The 20,044-nt window shown below is 38.4% G+C and carries 12 protein-coding genes; 9 read left to right on the top strand and 3 right to left on the bottom strand.

Annotated features, from left to right (window positions below; genetic code table 11):
* The first annotated feature begins 172 nt into the window (after positions 1-172).
* The 9 genes from M23134_RS40705 to M23134_RS35945 all read left to right on the top strand — a co-directional run bounded on the left by M23134_RS40705 (position 173) and on the right by M23134_RS35945 (position 13,703).
* The gene (locus M23134_RS40705) at positions 173-1,120 is read left to right on the top strand and encodes a DinB family protein (RefSeq protein ID WP_002705598.1); all 948 of its coding nucleotides are present in this window, start codon (positions 173-175) and stop codon (positions 1,118-1,120) included.
* Between the two features lie 94 nt (positions 1,121-1,214).
* Positions 1,215-3,035, top strand: coding sequence for a serine hydrolase domain-containing protein (locus M23134_RS35980; protein ID WP_002705596.1), 1,821 nt, complete (start codon positions 1,215-1,217; stop codon positions 3,033-3,035).
* 22 nt (positions 3,036-3,057) lie between these two features.
* On the top strand, positions 3,058-3,549 hold the full coding sequence (locus tag M23134_RS35975; RefSeq protein WP_002705594.1) for a hypothetical protein: 492 nt from the start codon (positions 3,058-3,060) through the stop codon (positions 3,547-3,549).
* 422 nt (positions 3,550-3,971) lie between these two features.
* A complete protein-coding gene (locus tag M23134_RS35970; RefSeq protein ID WP_002705592.1) occupies positions 3,972-4,157 on the top strand; it encodes a hypothetical protein in 186 nt (61 codons plus the stop codon).
* A gap of 134 nt (positions 4,158-4,291) precedes the next feature.
* The gene (locus M23134_RS35965) at positions 4,292-5,539 is read left to right on the top strand and encodes a lanthionine synthetase LanC family protein (protein ID WP_045115014.1); all 1,248 of its coding nucleotides are present in this window, start codon (positions 4,292-4,294) and stop codon (positions 5,537-5,539) included.
* A 10-nt stretch (positions 5,540-5,549) separates the two neighbouring features.
* Entirely contained in the window at positions 5,550-6,833 is a 1,284-nt protein-coding gene (locus M23134_RS35960) for a serine hydrolase domain-containing protein (protein WP_075164114.1), read from the top strand.
* Between the two features lie 9 nt (positions 6,834-6,842).
* On the top strand, positions 6,843-9,728 hold the full coding sequence (locus M23134_RS35955; RefSeq protein WP_002705589.1) for a triple tyrosine motif-containing protein: 2,886 nt from the start codon (positions 6,843-6,845) through the stop codon (positions 9,726-9,728).
* Between the two features lie 76 nt (positions 9,729-9,804).
* Positions 9,805-10,182: a hypothetical protein gene (locus M23134_RS35950; RefSeq protein WP_002705588.1), complete on the top strand. Its 378-nt coding sequence runs from the start codon at positions 9,805-9,807 to the stop codon at positions 10,180-10,182.
* A gap of 251 nt (positions 10,183-10,433) precedes the next feature.
* Positions 10,434-13,703: a lantibiotic dehydratase gene (locus M23134_RS35945; protein WP_002705587.1), complete on the top strand. Its 3,270-nt coding sequence runs from the start codon at positions 10,434-10,436 to the stop codon at positions 13,701-13,703.
* A gap of 14 nt (positions 13,704-13,717) precedes the next feature.
* On the opposite strand, the gene M23134_RS35940 is transcribed toward M23134_RS35945, so the two are convergent.
* The 3 genes from M23134_RS35940 to M23134_RS35930 form a co-directional block, all read right to left on the bottom strand.
* Positions 13,718-17,599, bottom strand: a complete 3,882-nt coding sequence (locus M23134_RS35940; protein WP_002705586.1) for a PIN domain-containing protein — start codon at positions 17,597-17,599, stop codon at positions 13,718-13,720.
* Positions 17,600-17,655: 56 nt separating this feature from the next.
* Positions 17,656-19,119, bottom strand: coding sequence for a hypothetical protein (locus tag M23134_RS35935; protein ID WP_002705585.1), 1,464 nt, complete (start codon positions 19,117-19,119; stop codon positions 17,656-17,658).
* Between the two features lie 76 nt (positions 19,120-19,195).
* On the bottom strand, positions 19,196-20,044 hold an 849-nt coding region (locus tag M23134_RS35930; protein ID WP_002705584.1), incomplete at its 5' end, for a hypothetical protein.

The following is a 20,044-nucleotide window of genomic DNA, read 5'->3' as shown; positions in this document are numbered from 1 at the left end:
ATGAGATTATGTAGCTTTTTTTAACTATTGTCTAGTCTGAGCGGGTTTGCCAAACAAGGAAATGTCACAGACTGGACTTCTTTCGCTCAGTTTGTGAGCTTTCGGATATCCGGCAAAAGGTTCAACTGAAAAAGGCAAGGTTAAGTTTCGCGTAACCGGGCAAGTAAAAGTAGTGCCTGAGTCTGAGAAGAGTTGGGCAGGTATTTGGGTACGTGTCCAAAAAAAGGAGAAGAAAATAGCCTATTTCGATAATATGAGAGACCGAAAGATTAGGTTGAATAAATGGCGTACCTATATGGTAGAAGCTGAAATAGACCCAAGCTCAGACAAGATTTATTTTGGAGGTGTGTGTATAGGGAATGGAAAGTTTTACTTCGATAATTTTGAGGTGTTGGTAGAAAATGCCCAGGGAGAGTATCAAAAAATATTTATCCCAAATGCCAGTTTTGACAACAAGGTTACCTCTAATGCCATTCCTCAGTGGTTCGAAGGAACAAAAGAAGAGAAAAAAGTAAGGGTCAAAGAATATACAATTAGCTCGTCAGAGACAGAAAAACGCCAGGGTAAATATGCTTTGTTAATAGAAGGCAAAGGGATCAGGTTTACCAATTACCTGATTGGTTCTATCAAAGGCTATGCCCCACAAATAGGTACGCTCATAACTATGCTGAACAACTTAAGTTCCAGAGTAGCCTCTGCGGTAAAAAACTTAAGTCAAAAACAAATTGACTGGCAAGAAGATGAACGGTCTAACTCTATTGGGGCATTGATTATCCATTTGGCTGCGACTGAAGCCTATTATCAGGTAGCCACTTTTGAAAACCGGGAATTCAATAAAGAAGAGTTGTTAAAATGGACGGCTGCATCTAGCCTGGGGGCAAAAGGTAGCAAAACATTTAAGGGCAAAAGCATTGGTTATTACCTCAATATTTGTGATGAAGTAAGACAAAAAACACTCGAGAAATTTAAACCCTTGAATGATAATTGGCTTGCCAAGACTTGGAACGATGGAGAGATGAACAATCACTTTGCCTGGTTTCATGTAATGGAACATCAAGCCAACCACTTGGGGCAAATCTATATGATTAAAAAGAAGCTGAAACAGCTGGGAATTGAATAAGCAGCAATGGTAGCCAAACACATTACACTGGTTTCAGCCTTCTGACTGAAACCAACATTTTCACCAAGCAATTATTTTATAATAACTCAATACAATGATCAATAGACTATTTTTATGCAGCCTTGCCCTTATGTTGTGGGTGGGTGCAGCACGTGCTCAAACGAAGCAAAGCTATAATTTGGACATGGAGCAACTCAATGCCCAAACCAAACTGCCTAAAGGGTGGCGTGTTAATAAGCGAGCCAGGGGGTATGCGGCACGGCTTGACTCGCAAATAGTAAAGCAGGGCAAGTATTCGCTGTTTATTGATGCTTTCAATGCTCGTTTTGGTGCCTGTAGGTACGCCCTCCCGCTAAAGTATCGTGGGCAGGTAGTAGAACTAAAAGGCTATATGAAAACCAAAAATGTAGCAAAAAGTGGTTTTGCCGGGCTATGGATGCGCATAGATGGCAAAAACCATTCGGTAGCTTTTGACAACCTGAGAAGTCAGAAAATAACTGGAACCAATGACTGGAAAGAATACAGCATTCAACTGCCTTTGTTTGCCAAAGCCGAACAAATAGTGGTAGGTGGACTTGTGGTAGGTAAAGGACAAATTTGGATTGATGATTTGAGGTTATATATAGATGGCAAGCCTATAGACCAAGCTCCCTTTAGAGAGAAGGGATTGAACACTTATGGTAAAAACTATGATGAAGTAAGTGCCAAAGAGATAAGAAAAAACCTGCTAAAGTCGTGGAAAGTAGTCAAGCAAGCCTTGAGCAAGTACCACCAACAGCAAGGGCTCAAGTATGGGGCAAGCCTGAGCCTGGTAATGGATGGCAAACTATACGATGACTTACAACTGGGCTATGCCGACCGGGAGGCAAAGAGAAAAATCAATGCCCGGCAAATTCATCAATGGGCATCAGTGTCTAAAACTTTTACTGCCACCGCCATTTTGCAGCTTGCCGAACAAGGCAAACTTAAGCTCTCTGACCCTGTTACAAAGTACATACCCGCCTTGGGTACAGTAAAAGACCCTGAGGGTAAATCGAGTTTTCACGAGGTAAAGCTACACCACCTTATTACCCATTCGGCACATTTTCGCCGTGATGCTATTTACGACACAGTGCTCAAACTGAACCCCAACTACCCTTACCAAAACACCCATTGTTTTGAAGACTGGATGAAATACAAGCACTTGTTTAAGTTTAAGGGCAAACCAGGCAAAAAGTACCGCTACTCTAACTGGGGTTACTCTTACTTGGGCATGGTAATAGAGAAAGCAAGTGGAATGAAGTTTAAAGATTATGTGAAAAAGTACATTTTTGAACCGCTGAACATGCAAGATGCTTTTTTTAGCAGTCCCACTACTACCGGGCACCGTCGCCGCATGGCAGCCTGTTACGAGGAACAAGGCAATGGTAAAGCCAAACGCTACAAACCTACCCATGACCAATGTTTTGAAGAAGCCAACGGGGGGCTTAAAGCTACAGTGAGCGATATGGTGAAATGGATGAATTTTTATAGCCAAACTGCCACTGGCAAAGCCGAACGCCAACGCCACGCCCAAGTACTGAAACCTGCCACCGTGAAAAAGTATTTTAGTGTACCTGGTTTTGCCAAACAAACCCCTACCTACAATGCGGATAGTTTGCGCCTAAAGTCTGAGAATTGGATATATACGCAGTCTAGGGTGGCGGGTTTTCACGCTAATCAAGTTAAGAGCAACCAAAGCGTACAGCTAGGACATACTGGTGGACAGTACCACTATATTTCGTACATGTTTTGGCACCCCAAGGGCAATTTTGGTATTATTTGTACTAGAAATACTGAAGCCTACAGTGGCACTTCTGCCAAAGTGTTTGAGGTAATGCTCGACTATTATTACCACGAATTGCTGGAGGTGACGAACAAGGCGTTGAAGAGGTAAAACATCGCAAAAAACTATAATAATGGAACAAGAAACTGTACTCAAATACAATATTTGGAAACAAATCATTTGGATGTTACTGGGTTTGTCTATGGTACCCGGTGCACTTTGGCTGCTGAGTTTGTACACCGATAACCTGGATGGCTGGCAATACGATGCCTGGTGGATACTTGCCCTGGGGGTGGTATGCGCTATTTTTGCGGTCTGGCATTCGGGGCGCACAAGTCATCGGTTTGTGCTGCGTTCTGAAGGCATCAGCATAGACTACGAACTGTTTTACTGGCACCACATCAACGAGGCAAGGCTTACCCAACGAGGGCAGGAATTGCCTACCCTGACCTTATGCTTAGCTGACGAAACGGTGCCCTACCTGGTGCAACTGAGCGAGGCACAATATGCGGTATTGCTCAAAGCGCTGGAGGCTAGGTTAGGCGATAAGCTTAAGGTAAGCCCAAGGGCACGCAAGGCGCAATGGGTAGAGGTAAATACTAATATTTATCATGATCCTAATTAACGGGCAAAAGCCCTAAACCTGTATCATCTGAGATTACCTGCGTTCAGTATGACCAGTACTTAAGTCTTCCCGAACGTGTGAGGGAACTGGTGTGAAACTAACGCCAGCTACTTCACCTGCGTTCAGTATGACTGTAAAGAATAAGTGTAGAAATAATACAAAAAAACAGTTCATAAAAACACTTTATTTTTATTCATCTACTTTCAGAAACCAAACTGTTAAATATAAAAATAACTAGTTGTTGTAGTATTTTAAAAAGCTTTTTACCCCTTATTTGCACATCTTGACATGTGAAACTTGGCTTTGACTTGCATTAACGCGTAATATTGCATCGTCAATAACAAAGACAAGAGCCGCCAGTCAGGTGGTATAGTTGTTACACATTCAACTACAATAAATTACATTTTTTAAATTTTAGTATTATGAATAACAAGAAGAAAAACAAACTAACCATTAAAGAAAATTGGAGTAAAGGACTGACTTTGTCAGAGAAAGAAAAAAGTTTTTTGATTGGTGGTGGGACTGGAGCAGATTGTCCTACGCAAAACGCAGGGAAAAGTGAAGCTACTAATCAGTCACATGGAGCAGATGGTTGCGTACCTGATTAGTAGACTCATGTTTTTTACCTACAAAATTTTGGCTTAATAGGTATGCGTATTCACATTTTAACTATAGAGCACGGAGCTAGTGAATGCGCATCTCTTTCTTTATTAACTTCTTTTATATATAAGGATAGTATGCAATGACATTACAGAATATAGCTTACAAAGTCCAACAAATATCTCAGCAAGTAATGGATCGAGAATGGGACTTTAAGGAAGCATCAAGTCTTTATACAGGAGTAACAGGTATGGCTATACATTACGCTTTACTTTATCAACACACAAAGCAAAATGAGTACCGAGAATACACTTATAATCTTGTAAGTGAGGCGTTAAATAATGTGACTTCCTTATCCTATAGCTCCTCCCTTTCTGGTATATCTGGTGTTGCGTGGATGTTACAGTACCTTGTGGATATTAGGTTTTTTGAGAATGAAGAAGTTGAGGAATATTTACCAAAACTTAAAAAAGCTATTTTGGCAACCATCGAACAAGATAAAAAAAGGGGGAACTATGACTTAATGCATGGATTAATCGGCAAAATGATCGTATTGCTCGATATTCAAAACTTTAATCCCTCTAGGCATCCTGACATTATGCCAGTAATCACCGATAGCATAAATTACTTGCACCAAACTTCCATACAAAATAAAGCTGATAACACCACTTATTGGATGGCTCCTTTTAGAGATCATGTAATCACAGGAATGGCTCATGGAGTTTCAAGCATTATTTGGTATTTGGCAAAGGTTATAGAGACAGATATTGTAAGTACTTCGGTAAAGCAAACCGCCAACTCACTAATAATAAGTGCAAGTAACTGGTTACTTATGCAAAAAATAACAACCAGAGATTCAAAACTACTATTTCCCACGAAAGTTTTTATTGGTAATCAGGAAGGCAAAAAGAAAAACTTTTCATTGGCTTGGTGTCACGGTGATTTAGGAATTGCCATTGCATTAATTAAATCCGGCAAAGCACTAAATGATAGTAGGTTATTAAATGAAGGAATCCAAATAGCCGAAACCCTTGCACAAATCAAAAAACAAGATTCAACCATTATTCAAGATGCTCATTCAACAGATGCTTGTTTTTGTCACGGAACTTTTGGTCTATTTTTTATTTTTTACATTTTGTACAAAAGAACAGGTAGCAACAAACTAAAGACTGCTTACTCATATTGGCTGGAGTTAATTAATAATTCATTACAAAACAGTAGTGACATAGGTTTGCCCTATGGCATATTGGAAAAAGACAAAAGCATTCGATGGTTACACGACCCTGGAATATTGATAGGAGCAACGGGGCAAGCCCTTGTTCTTCATACATACTACTTGTATGAAACAAGCAAAGAACTAGACAGTGAATGGTTTAAGCTATTTTTATAATAACATTCAAATGATACGAAAAACAACTTTAGTATTAATTACTTCCATAAGTATATCCTTGCAAGTATTTGCGCAAAAAAAAATCTCAAAGCCCACCAAAAAAGAGCTGCTCAAAGAATGGAATAAACTGGATACATTTCAGAAAAAGATGAAAGAGATTTTTCCTGATTTTGGATTTTATGCAGCATTAGTTTATGATGGGAAAACCATATCGACTAAAAAAAATGGATATGCCAGCCGAGAAGCCAAATTCAAAATGAATGATAAGACTATCCACATGTGGGGTTCTGTATCAAAAATGTTTACTTCTGTAGCAATATTGCAACTCATGGAAAGAGGCAAACTAAAAATAGATGATCCTGTTACTAAATTCATTCCTGAGCTAAGAAATACCTCTAAAGATTTTGGTGGTTTTGACAGTGTACGTGTTTACCACCTTATTAATCATACCAGTGGTTTGACCTGGAAGCATATACAAGAGGCTCTGGATAAAAAATACCCCAATGTGAAAGTAAAAAACTCCTGGGAAATGACCAGCCCTTTGTTTAAGCACCTCAAGCTGAAAAGAAAACCAGGTGCCAAATATGCTTACAATAATGGAGGGTACTCTTTATTAGGTATTCTGATAGAAAAAGTTACCCAACAGAAATTTACTGACTATATTAAAAACAACATATTTAAGCCATTGGGAATGAAAACAGCGCACTATGGCAAAACCCCAAAAAGACTAGAAAAGTATTTAGGCAACAGCTATTTAACCACTAAAGATTCAACCCAAACCATTGAGTTTGACCGAAGCCAAGGTATTCACGAAGGCAATGGAGGAGTAAAAGCCACTATACGGGATATGCTAAAATTTATGAACTTCTTAAGATTCAGAACAAAGAAGCAATATCTAAAAAAGTATGACAAAGTTTTGAAATGGGATACAATCAAAAAATATTATTATGACTTGGATGTAAATAAACCCAGTATGAGATCATCTGTTCAGGTAAAACTTAAAGGAGCCATCATTTTAAGAGCATTTGGGTTGATGTATGTGAAAAATCACGGTAGCGTCCACTCGGAGAAGCTAGGGCATTCAGGATACATAGCAGAATATCAGTCTCTATTTTTTGTAAGAAAAGATGTACCGTTTGGCATCATAGTAATGACAAATTCAAGCGGGGATAGGGGCACACCAGAACATATTGTTAATCAAAGATTTGTAAGCTCATTAAACTATTTCAGTAGTACTGGTAAAATAAACCTAAGGTTTTACAAATGGAAAAAAGCATTAAGAAAACTAAAATAACGCATTGATATGACCATAAAGCTTTTTCTCCTCAATCTACTAATTTTAACATCCAGTATCTTTTCAGCAATAGCCCAAAGCAATAGTTTATTTACCAAGAAATTTGATTTAAAAACCAACGTATCATCAGAAAGGCATAATACCCTTGTTATAGATCACAATAGCAAGGTTTTATCTGCTACCTTATTTGGGATAGAAACCTTTGATGGAGTAACTTGGAAACGGAATGAAATATATGATGGTAAGAAGAAGATATATATGCTATACATTCTTCAAAAAAATAAATACCATCAAGGTAGTTACTTAATCGCAAGTAGAGGTAATTTTGGTTTTTTATCTTACCAAAACGATCAGTTTCAATACACAAGCCTTGCTTCAAAGCAATTGAACGACTCCATTATTGGTTCTCATGTGGTACGTATTTTACAATTAAACTCAAGTACTTATTTTTTTGGGAGAAAAGGGTTTGTGGTATATAATCACCAAGACAATACTTTAAAAGTTATAAAAAACAATATTGATTTAAGTAAAAAATATAGATATGAATATTTTGTAATAGGACAACAAATTGTATCAAAGGGTCCCAATAACCAAGTACTTGTATTACAAAACAACCAATGGCAAACCTCCACGAAACATTATTTTTTAAAAAAATACAATGCCGCGAAATTTTTTGAGCTAAGTCCCCACCAAAAATTGTTGATTAGCAAAAGTGGGGATTTTTACCTTTCGGGCAAAAGACATCTGTTTAGGAAAAATGACACTTTATCAGTCATGTTTCAAGGTACTTATGGTTTCCGGATCAAACATAGAGCAGGGAAACTTTTTATAAAAAGCCACAAAAAAATAGCAATCTATGATCTGAAACAAAATAAAGTCATATTTCTAAAACAATTCAAGAAAGCCAGGTTAACTAATTTTGACATTGACAAACAAGGTAATTTTTGGGTTTCTTCTTATGATGGTATTTTTTTTATAGAAACCAATATAGTTTTCAAAGCTCGTACTAATCATACCAACACATTCAAACAATACCATATTGATGATATGACTTTCGATATCAAGCGTAACAACATAGATGTGGAAGTCAGGAAAAAAGGCAAATCTAAGTTATTTAAAAAACTTGGACTTATTCACAACATAGTGAAGGTAAGAAGCAATATTTACTTCTGTACAACTAAAGGCTTGTATTTGTTCAAAGATGATGAGCTAAATAAAATATACAATGCAGAATGCTATATAATTTTAAACTATAGCTCAAAAGGACAAAATAACTTGTTATTTATAGAAGGCAGAGTGCTATTGTTAAATGCCAGGCAGAAAGTAGTTAAAGAAATGAGCGTACCAGGCTTAGCATTGAGAACCATTATTTTTAATAATAAAATATATTATTCTACTGAAGACGAAGCGTATAGAATAACATTAAATAACAAAGGGGATAGCATTGTTAATGTATCACGGCTAAAATTCCCTAATAGAACAGCCTACGACTTCGAGTTTTTCAAGACTTCTGATGGCTTAGTGATCAACAATGCAAAAGGCATTTACCTGATCAAGGAACAAAACGAAAATAAGACTATTCATCTGTCTAAGAATATAATAGGGATTTCCAGAAATAAAAAAGGGGATTATAATGTAAACTTTACATACGTATACTGTAATAGCATTGATAGTTTTTTTGTTGTACCCCTGTACATTGGCGAATACAACGGCAAAAACATTCCTGGGCATCTAATAAAAAATGCCAAAGGTGCTTATCAATGGCATAATAAGCCTTTTAAGAGACTAGACAAATGCCTTTTGTCAAGCATTACCCAGACCCCACAAAACACCTACGAGCTTGTTGCCAATGACCATATCATAGAATATGATCCCAACAAGAAAATAGATGTTGACTATGCTTTCAAAACCTACATACGAAGTGTACAAATTAAAACAAAGCATACTGATACTACTCGACGAAAGAACATATTAGTAGATTCTATCATTTATTATGGTAATGCAGTACAGCCACCAGCACCTACATTGGCATATCAGCACAACACCCTCACCTTTACCTACGCCAGCGATAGCTGGGCGGCGTATGAACGAAACTTGTACAGTTACCAGCTCATTGGGCTTGACGAGGGCTGGTCGGGCTGGAGCACTGAGCAAAAGAAAGAGTATACCCACTTACGCGAAGGTACTTATACCTTTAGGGTACGTTGTAAAAACATCTATGGCACCATTAGCTCAGTAGACAGTTACACCTTTACTATACTACCTCCCTGGCACCGCACTATCTGGGCTTATGCTCTGTATGTACTGGTCGGGCTTGCTTTGCTCATTGGGGGCAGTTATGGCTATAGCCGTTACCGTAGTCGCCAGCTCTACCTGCGTAATCAACACCTGGAACAAGTAGTAGATGAACGCACTCAGGAAATACTTGCCCAAAAAGAAGAAATTAGCCAACAGGCTGATATGTTACAAGTGACCAATGATGAACTCAAACAAGCCAACGAGCGAATACAGAGAGAAAAAGACGAAAAAGTAAAAATTTATCTGCAAGAAGCCACCGAAACTGCCAACAAGCTCCAGCAGGTGCGTAACACCCTTGCCAAAGAAGGTAGTGATGAAGCTCAAAAAATACTTAAGCAAGCCATCAGTGGAGTAGATGAGTTTGTGATTATCAGAGAGAAGGTTCGTCAAGAGTATCCAGATTTTACGGAACGTATTGACCAGGCATTGATAGACAAAAAAATAACCAAACTAGTATGGCAAGTAGGCTACTGCCTCAAGTTAGGCATGTTGCCCGCCGAAGTAGCCGAGGTACTCCCAACCAACAATCGTTCAGTATCTACGCATGGCTCTAACCTACGTCGGCTAGGAATATTAGACCCTATCAAGAAAGCATAGCTTTGGGAATTACGAATTGGACTTGCTCAACCATCATACAACGTAACTATCACTATAAAATAAAGAGGGAAAAAATATGTCTTTAAACGCATACACACCTATCCATGAGTGGACGGATAGTGTTATCAGGCTTTATGAAATAAAAGAGGCACTGGAAAAAAATGAGGTAGAACAAGCCAAAACTTTGGTAGAGGCTGAAATCTACGCCAAGGGCAAGTTTGCCGCCGTGCAACAAAGGGTACAAACACTTTATCCTGAGTTTGTAACCGCAATAGCCGAAGTGCTCGCTCAGGGAAAAATCACCAAGTTGATGTGGCAAATAGGGTACTGTATTAAACTGGGGATGGCACCCATAGAAACTGCTAAAATACTCAACACCAATAACAGGTCGGTGTCTACGCTGGCCTGCAAACTACGCCGACTGGAGCTGTTGGAGGCGGTGAAGAAAGCCTAGCTTTTTAATTACGAATTTTTCAATTACGAGTTAAACAATTACGAACCGACCGTAGGGAGCTCTGCGTAAGCTAATTACGAATGGGCGAAAAGCGACTATGGTCTACTATCTGTCGATTTTATAAACTTCTAAAAATCAAAACTTATAGAATCGACAACAGGCTTATAAACCAGCCTCAAGCTAATAGCACCGATATTCATCGGCATCTAAGGACTTGAGGCTGTAGAGACTACTGACTAAAAAATTAACCAATGAATACATTCGAACCAGGTGATTTTTATGTACTGCGTACTCCATTGCTGGAGCGCAGCTACCTGGAGCCTCCGGTGGGAGTTGCCCAAGGCACAGGGCAGGTACGCCAACACCTACAAGCGGCTTATAGGCTGCCAGCCTTGCAACAAGCCTTGTACATTGCCTCCCCCGATTTGTTTGCTCAGTTAGATCGTTGGCACACTTTGGCAGCACTGCCTGTACCCAATAAAAAGCAACGCAAAGATTTGCAACAACTCAGCCAAAAGCTGTGGATGTTTTTGGCAAGGGCGGCTTATCGTTGTACCCCTTTTGGTACATTTGCTGCGGTTACCGTGGGCGAGTTTCGTTTGCAAAGACACAGCAACCTGGCACTGGATGGGCTTGGTCCCATGCGCACCTCGTCAAGGCTGGATATGGTGTATTTACTAAGGCTCAGGGCGGCACTAGAGGCAGATACAGAGGTAAGGGAGCAATTGCGTTACTTTCCTAACAATACGCTGTACCGCAATGGCGATGATATGCTGTGTTCTTTCTTTGATGAGCAAACCTTGCAACACGTTGCCTCATCGAAGGAATACCATGAGGTAGCCTGGGAGCTGTTTACCACTTGCCGCCAGGCGGGAGGCATGCACAGGCACGAAATGATTGCCCACCTGATGACAGGCCCCGAACTCACCGAGGCAGATTGCCGTGAGTTTGTGGAGTATTTGATTAACCATCATTTGCTTATTTCTGAACTGTATCCCAGTCTGAATGGTGAAGAGTACCTGGAACAATTGCACGCCAGCATAGCTCAAATGCCTGCTGCCCAAGGCTACCTCGCCATCATCAATCATATTCGTAGGCAGCTGGCGCTGATTGATGCCACGCCTGACCCTGCTCAAAGCCTGGGGCTTTATCAACAATTGGCAGGCTATCTGAGCGAACAGCCTTTTGCTCAGCAAACCAAAGAAGAAACTGATGATGGTAGCAATGAAAACAAGACTTCTAAAAAAGAACTCATCCAGGTAAATGCTTTTAGGGATGAAAATGGGCAAGCACTAAGCAAAACCGTTCCCCGCCACCTGGTACGTCAAATAGCCACTTTGATAGACACTGTAGGTGAGGTGCCCACAACAAAAGCAGACTTAAGTACCTTTGCCCAGGCTTTTTTTAAGCGTTACGAAAACGAAGCCGTGCCCTTGCTGTTGGCAATGGACGAGGTAACAGGGGTGGGTTATCCTTATGGCAAACGGGTAGCAACGCTACCTACCTATTTGCAGGAGTTGGGTGTAGTGGTTGGCGAAGGTGGAACAATGCCCCAAGTTGCTGACCCAAAGGCAGGACAGACCTCAGCGCTGGATGCCTTGCTGGAACAAAAATATGTAGAGGCTTTACAAACCGGGGCACCTGCAATACATTTGAGCAAAGGCGAAGTACAAAGTCTGAAGGCAAGCCAGTTACCAACCAAAGAAAAACCAAGGTCTTTGCCTCCGGCAATGGTGGCGATGGGTAAGCTGCTTTACCAGGCACCCGATGACCTGGAACACAACCCCAAACAGGATAACCCGCGTAATTTTCGTTTTCAGTTGTACCAAGCCAGTGGTCCCGTGGTGGGCAACCTCTTAGGCAGGTTTTGTTATGGCAGCCCCTTACTCCAGCAGCAACTCAGTGCTACCATTGCTCAGGTAGAACCTGATAATGACCACTTGGTATACGCCGAGGTAGACCATTTGCCAGGGCAACGGGTGGGCAATGTAATCATTCGCCCCCGGTTGCGTGCGTATAGCATTGCCTTGGGCGGTGCCAATACCAACGACGTTCACCAAATACCCGTGACTGACCTATGCCTAAGTATGCCTGACGGCAAACGTTTGGTATTGCACTCGCGGCGCCTGGGCAAACAAGTAGTGCCCCGGATGAGCAATGCCCATAACTACGCCCACAATGCCCACCCGCTCTATAAGTTTTTGTGTGATTTGCAATACCAACAAGAGTACCGCCAGTTGCCCCCGTTTTTTAGGGCGCAGCGCTGGCAGCAAAGGAGTTATTTGCCCCGCCTGGTCTATGATGACAGCTTGATTTTATCACCCAGGCAGTGGCGGGTGAGTCGTCAGCTATTAGAAGCAGTTCAATTAGAGAAAAAGGAAGACCTGTATACCACCATTAGTATCTGGACACACAAAATAGAAAGACTGAAACAACAATTGCGCTTGCCACATCAGGTACTTTTGGTAGAGTCAGACAATAAACTCTACATTGATTTTACCAATCCTTTGAGCCTGGGGGTGTTTTTGCAAAAGGTGTTTGCAAGTAAAGAAGTTGTTCTAGAAGAAGTAATAGAAGAGCACGTTCCAAGCCAATCCTATAGCAACGAAATGATTTTCCCGATCACCAGTACGGCCCCACCAAGCCGCAAGCAAGCCCCTGCACTTGCTGCCCAAACCCTGCCTCAAAGTATACAAAAAAACTTTGCTTTTGGCAGCGAGTGGGTCTATTTTAAAGTTTACCTGGGTACCCTGGGCAGCGATCGGCTTATTGCGGAAGACCTGCACCCGCTCAGCAAAGATTTGAGAGATTCAGGGCACATCGATCAGTGGTTTTTTATTCGGTATACCGATCCGGAGGCCTACGGTCCCCATTTGCGCTGGAGGCTGCACATCAACCATTATCCCGAAGAATTTGGCGAGATAGTGCAAGCATTTTCGCAAAAGTTGATGGCTCTAAAGCAACAGGGAAAGATTATCCACTATTTGCCTGATACCTACCAACGTGAACTCAGTCGCTACTTGCCTTATAATATGGAGTTAAGCGAAAAATGGTTTGCCCTGGACAGTGAATTTGTAGGACATACTTTAGAACTACTCACTCAGGACGAAACTGCCACCGATGCACTCAAATCGGCGCTTGCCATCAAACGCCTCAAAGCTTTATTGGATGCGTTTGATTTGCCCAAAGAAACCCGTGAGAAGATTATTCATCAAGGTAGGGCAAATTTTAGCCGGGAGTTTGGCTTTGATGCCCACCCCCAGGCACAACTCCTCAAAAAAGCACTGGCAAAGCACACATTGCCCGAAGACTTCAACATGCAGCACCAGTGGGCATTTATCCAGCTTACTGACCAGGAAAAACCACTCGCCCAACAAATAAAAGCCAACCTGCAACAACACGGGGCAAGTGAGGCTCAACTCCGTTCGCTGCTTGGTAGCTACATCCACATGTTTAATAACCGCTTTTTTGCCAGTGGGCAAAGGTTGGAGGAGATGTGGGAGTATTGGAGGTTGGAATGATAAAGTAGAGATTATTAGCCTATTATATCTTGATTATATTTTTTATAAGTACTTACTAAAAACTTATACCCATTTTTAAGCAATTTATCACATACTACGTTTGCTGCTGTTTTCTGCCCATTTTCATATAAAAAGATCATTAAGTCCTTAATATTTAACTCAGATTCTTCTGAAATATAGGCATTCATAGCTATTGAGTTGAAAATACGCCCAATTTGGCCTGCTACAGTTGATGGGTTTCCTTTTGTCATTAAAAATCTGAGCCCTTTTATTAGCCAAAATGTTGAAAACTGGTCATCAATTTTTTCGCTGGACTTTAAAATTAAATTGGTATATTCAGGGGTTAGTTCAGGAACATATTCTATTAATTTCACAAGGTTGCCCAACAACTCTAACTCCTCTTTCTCTTGTGTCTCTTTGTACTTCAGAGTCAAAAAAGACCATACTTGATAAATTTTTTGTTCAAATGCTTCTGCATCCTCTTTTTGAAGGCTTTGGTAGTATTTTTTTTGTCTACCAATAAAATCTATAAACTCGTTATGTAGTGTTGGCTTGGCTTTTTGTAAAAATAAAGCAATAATTCTTTCATCGGCAATACTCTCGTAATCCCAAAAGTAAAAAGCCACAATGTGGTGAATATATCCATTGCTGTTAGAGCGATGTTTGATGTCTATATGCTCATTAATTGCTCTTTCATAATGTGGATAGAATAAATGATACATCTCATCATTAGGTGGTGGTGGAGAAACAAATATTCCACCCATAAATGGATGCCAAACATACTCACCTAAGGTGTAAAACTGTTGTACCTTACCTTTCAGCCAATCCTGATTTAGATAGTAGAACTGCTGATAATGCCAACCAATAATAATATATGCATCAACTATGTTTTTTTCTAATGCTGCTTCAAATACAGTCGTTATATCCTTTTCCCACTTTATATCCTTATTATTGTCTAGGTTTCTTGCTCTTCTTAAAGAATAATTTAAAGTCATCATCAAGAACTTTCCAGCGTTTGAGTTTAATACATAATGTTCATAAACCATCTTAGTTCTTTCAAAATCACCTTCGTTAACTGGCTTGATATTGTTGGCTAAAACCAAAATAATTTCTTTTGCCAATGGTAATAGTTCTAAACCAAATGCATGCTCATCTGATTGCATGCCTTCGGATAGTAAGTCACTAATAGTCCTTACAACCCATTCGTAACTGACACGATTATTTTCAATTTGATATTCACCCTCATAAAAACCAACTTGATTCAAATAGTTTTTGCAAAATATTAAAACCTTTTGCCAATCAAATGACATTTTATTTCGCCAGGCTTCTCGTAAACCGCTTAAAATATGATAGATATAAGTATATGGAAGTCCAAGATATAGGTGAATTTCAGACGTAATATTTTGAGGGTCAGCAAATATCATTTCTTTAAGATTTTCAGACAAACCAATTATCGAGGGGCTATCCCAATCATGTTTGTCTTCGTGTTGCTTAAAAGACCTAATATACTCTACTATTTCGTTGTTGCTTTTTGCTTGTAGTTCTTCTATTGAGAGAGGTGACGTATGTCCAACTCTATAAGTGACCTTGCTTTTGTTTTCAAAATCTTTGTGGGTTTTGCCCTGTTCCTGAGATAGTTTTTCGTAAACCTCTTTTGCTAAGGGCAAATTTCGTAGTGAAGAGTACCACCGTAGCTTCCAGTCATTTATATAATCAAGGTTTTTATCTGGTCGATCACCTTGTGGTCCTTGTTCTATGATTTCTTTTAGCCTGAAAACTTCGTCATTTGATAGTTCATCACTATTCTTATCTAATAAATCATAGATTATTTTTTCATAGTGATATTTTGACAATAGTTGATGTGGATCATTATTTCCAATTAAATTCCAAAATAATTGCTTGGTATGGCTATAGTTTTCTCCAATTACTTCAAGCACTGTTTTGCGAAAAAATGGTACTCTATAATACCTGTTAAGGGCAAATATTTCTAGTAGTAACAAGGCATCTGCTGGTGCCTGCTTTGTTTTTTCGTTTAATAGTTTTTTGAATATGGAGGCAAGTGCTTTATCAAAATCTTTGTTTTCGTAATTCTCTTCATTAGTAGTAAATGGCGCAATATCAGTTAGTAAGTAAAAGTATGTGCCTTCGAATAGTTGTTCTACAAAATCGTTCAGGCTATCTTCGTTTCCTTCTGAAGGGATATAGCTAATTCCTTTTTTTGCAAGTGTATTGATTATTGTTTGTTTTGTTTGTGCGATGTTAAGATTCTCAAAGTTGCGAATATTACAAGAAACATCTGAAGAGTCAGGGTCGTCATCTCGAGTCACTTGTAATTCAAGATCAAGCTCTTTTATAAAAGCTTTCACCTCGTATTCTTTACCTCCATTAAGGTTGAGAGTAAATGTAATTCCTTCTGGTGAAAAAAAACGTAGCTTCTTTAAATTATCTGCCAGATCAATTATTAAGTCATCAAAACAATGTTCGGTTATCCTTGATCGTAAAGCATCATCTAAAAAAAGCTTCACCAAACTATGTACAGCAACTTTTATATAATATTGTACATACATAGGGTTAGCATCAGAGGTGAGGTATATGGACAATAAAAACTTTAAAATATATTTGGCTTTTTCTATGTCATTTTTGGTAGGAGTTTTAGGCAAAAACTTAGGTAAAAGCTTTGAACAAAGTACATGAGGTCTTGTATCAGGTTTTGCTTCAACCGCAAACCAAAAAGGAATAAACTCTAATAACTCAATTGTAACTTTTTTATTGGGCAAGTCTTTCAATATGTCCAAAAAACACCCCCAAGTCCAAGTACTGGCATCAGGTTTTGCTTTGTTGGAGACCGTTTGTATTATTTTCAGGATAGTATCAATAACCTCTTCATCAAGTTTACCTTGAGCAGCTTGTTTAGCTAAATATAATAAGTACCACACAGGAAACCACCTGTCATCTTTCCTAGAACCTTTTTCTGGAATATTCGAGTGATGAAAAACACCTTTCTTTTGAAGGATTTTTAACCAAGAAGGTTTCTTTAGATTGTGGTAAAAATGTTTTTCATAGGCTACACCTGAATCAATCAAGGCTAATGCAAAGATCATCTGCTCTTTGGTAGGTTTTTCATAAGCTAATATATGATCTAAAGTACTGTTATTAGCAGCAAAATCGCTTTCATGTTCTACCTCTATGCTGTAATATTCGGGGTTATATACTCTAGCTTTGAGCTTATTTTTTAATCTTTGCTTTTGTTTGAGCTCATTGTTTTCTGGGAGGTTGTAAAAGGTTTTTATATTGTGGATAAAATGCTTTAGTTTTGAATACGCCTTTATGTTCAATTCCTCAAAATAAGGAGCCAAATCTGGGTGAATTTTTTGCTTTCCTTTTTCAAAAAAATCATCTTTATTTTCAGAAACAAAATAATAGTCATTTCCTTTTTTGTTTTTGGCATAATCAAAAAGCGACAATATGATCATTGCATCAGCTACACTTGTTTTTTTGTGCATAGGAGCTTTCTTGGCAATTCCCCAGTCAATGATTTGATCTTTTACTTTTTGACTTTGAGGTATTATTTCTGCAGATTGTAGTAATTGCTCAATGCTATCGACTTGATTTGAAATAATAGCTTTTTGAACACTTATGGTTTTGTAATCGGCAAAAAAAGCGGTTGGTAATATTTCATCTGCTGTCTCAAAAAAAGCTTTCAATTTCTTTTCTCGTTCTGCTATCATTCTTTCTTTGTTCTTCTTCCACTCATCTAGTATTATTGAGGGAAGCAAAAGTTTGACCTGACCACTTTTTACCCAAGTATCTAAATAATCTACCAGAAGATTTTCTGCTTTCCAGGAATCATCCAATGAATAGATCCAAATATTGCTGTCAAAGGTTAAGTAAATCATTTGTAAAGTTTAGGTTAAGTGCTATTAGAAATAAACATATTCAAAACTAATTACAGCTAAATATCAATAAACTCATCTTCATTTGATGCTTTACTGGTTGTTTCTGACCAACGTTTGGCATGGTTGATGACCTTACCAGAAAACCCTGCTAATTTTAAGAGCAAAAAATCAATCATAAAATTTAGTCGTGCTTCCAAGTGGATTGATTCTTTTAGTCTTACAGGGCTACTACTATTCCCATGATACCTGCCATGTAAATACGTGTTTCTTTCTGTTAATGTAGGTTGTTCCCCTACTAAAAGTGTATAACCAAAATGCTCAAAAGGTTTGGAGAGGGCAGCTCTATTGGTAAGCTTGTTCATATCATTAATTTTAGCCTCAATAGTTTTTAAATCAAATTCTCCATCACCTAACTTACTTTCTGTTTTTATTTCTTTCGCTATTTCCAACATTTTTTGTCTTAGTTCCCTAGCTATTTTTTTGTCTTTGATGGGAGTACTATCTTGTTTATTGGTAAAAACATTCTTTTTGAAGTATTGTGCGATAGCTTCAATAGCAACATAATAGCCTGGCAGAGCCAATTCGAGAGTTATGGAGTTTCCGTGTATAAGTAAAATAGCTGCTCTTTCCAATTCGTCGTGATTAAAAAAGAGAGTAACAAGGTTAGAAAATACCTGTTCAGGAAAACGAAAAATATACTTTTTCCCATCTTCTTTTTTATTTTCGCTATCGCCCTTTATCTCTTCTTTTGAATTCGTATTATGGGTATAAATATAACTTTCAAAAACAGATGTTTTAGTACTAATGGAAGGGCTAGACGAACTATATTTGATATTCAAAGGAGCTTGCATAGCCTCATCTTCAAAAGACAAGATATAGGTTTCATTTAATGTGAGCTGTCCAGTAATAAAACCAAGTGCCAATAGTATACAATAACACTTCTGCTTGAATATGTCAATACTGGTTTTATTAAGACAGTCTATGACTAAAAACTCCTGCTTGTTAAGCTTATGTGTATAAATATGAAACTTCTCATTAGATACAGAGCAGCAAACAAGAAAGGTTTGTAAGTTTTGAGGAGTAACATACCCTCTGATCTCAAAATCTGTCAAGTCAGGCGCCTTATTTTTTTCTCCAACAGGAATTACCTGTCTCAGGTATTTATCATCAAAAGACTTTGCACTTGATGTTGTGGTAAGTTCTGAAAGACTTCCTGAACCTATCTCATTGAGATTTGTATCGTGACTGATTTTATTTAAAAATAACTTTTCCCCTTGAAAAAAAAGCGTAGAATTTTCATTGAATAGTTCAATTACAGTGTCAGGCGAAAAAGGAAATGCTTCTAAATCATTTACTGCTGATGGTTCTAGTTCAAAACCATATTCCCTGCTTTCTTTTTTGATTGTTAAGGTTTTGCTATCTAGGTAGTGTTTGTTACATTTAATAGTAAAACAAGAGGGCTCCATAAGTTTTACAACTTTTTGCAAGGATGGGATAATGTCTTTTTTTATCAATTCCATGTAAGTTTTTAGGTTTGATTGCTGTAAAACTTCAATGTTAGAATGAATGTACGCAGTATTTTTGCGCAGGAGTAAATTATTTAGATTTCTTTGATCTTTTTACTTTCTTGATTGTTTTATCCTTCAAAAAAACAATCTTTGATACTCTACTTATAAGTATTTCTTCCTTGTGAGAGGTTTTCCTATTTTTGATGATAATGCTTTTTTGTGTTCTGGCGAGCAAGTATCCTATCAAATTAGCATCGGTCTTATCAGCTTTCAAGTATTGAACTTTTACAAGTTCCCCATCACTTTTGGTTATTGTATCCTTCAAGAAAGTAATCTTTGAAACTCTATTCATTGGCACTTCTTCTTGGCTGAGTGTTTTCTCATTTTTGATAGTAATGCTTTTTTGAGTCCTAATGAGTAATTTCCCCCTTAGATTAGCCTCAGTATTATCCGCTTTTCGGTATTGAATTTCTATCAGTATTTCGCCGCCGTACTTGATAGTTCTTAAGAAATTTGTGTATAAGGGTTGGTAAAAAAGAGAGCAGATGATGATAATAATTCCTAGCAAGACAGCTATCATTGCTCCAATTTTCCGTTTTACTTCAGTTCTTAAAAAATAGATTACAGTAATTGCTATAATGCAAAATATTGTATTCGTTATGATAATGCTAGACTCGGAAAAGCCAAATACAAGACATGAAAACATTGTTGCTGATATTAAAATAATTGTGGCTCTTAAGTTTTTTTGCTTTTGACTTCTATGGCTATCTTCCTCTAATACACCTTTGACCATGTTATAATTTTTTGTCAATAACCAGTATATTGCAATAGAACCAAATATTGAAAATATAATATCAATGAATGAAATTAATCCCACCACAATGTTAATATACTCTACTCCCTCAACAGGCACCCTAAATCCTTGATAATATGCATG

It is taken from the genome of Microscilla marina ATCC 23134, from assembly GCF_000169175.1.
GTDB lineage: Bacteria > Bacteroidota > Bacteroidia > Cytophagales > Microscillaceae > Microscilla > Microscilla marina.
The sequence above is the reverse complement of the archived record's forward strand: the minus strand, read 5'-3'. Positions and strand labels throughout refer to the sequence as shown.

What these genes read in the sequence shown, in the direction of transcription:
- M23134_RS35970 (WP_002705592.1), top strand. Translation starts at nt 3,972, where the DNA reads ATGAATAACAAGAAGAAAAACAAACTAACCATTAAAGAAAATTGGAGT.
- M23134_RS35950 (WP_002705588.1), top strand. Translation starts at nt 9,805, where the DNA reads ATGTCTTTAAACGCATACACACCTATCCATGAGTGGACGGATAGTGTT.
- M23134_RS35945 (WP_002705587.1), top strand. Translation starts at nt 10,434, where the DNA reads ATGAATACATTCGAACCAGGTGATTTTTATGTACTGCGTACTCCATTG.
- M23134_RS35980 (WP_002705596.1), top strand. Translation starts at nt 1,215, where the DNA reads ATGATCAATAGACTATTTTTATGCAGCCTTGCCCTTATGTTGTGGGTG.
- M23134_RS35940 (WP_002705586.1), bottom strand. Translation starts at nt 17,599, where the DNA reads ATGATTTACTTAACCTTTGACAGCAATATTTGGATCTATTCATTGGAT.
- M23134_RS35975 (WP_002705594.1), top strand. Translation starts at nt 3,058, where the DNA reads ATGGAACAAGAAACTGTACTCAAATACAATATTTGGAAACAAATCATT.
- M23134_RS35955 (WP_002705589.1), top strand. Translation starts at nt 6,843, where the DNA reads ATGACCATAAAGCTTTTTCTCCTCAATCTACTAATTTTAACATCCAGT.
- M23134_RS35935 (WP_002705585.1), bottom strand. Translation starts at nt 19,119, where the DNA reads ATGGAATTGATAAAAAAAGACATTATCCCATCCTTGCAAAAAGTTGTA.
- M23134_RS35965 (WP_045115014.1), top strand. Translation starts at nt 4,292, where the DNA reads ATGACATTACAGAATATAGCTTACAAAGTCCAACAAATATCTCAGCAA.
- M23134_RS35960 (WP_075164114.1), top strand. Translation starts at nt 5,550, where the DNA reads ATGATACGAAAAACAACTTTAGTATTAATTACTTCCATAAGTATATCC.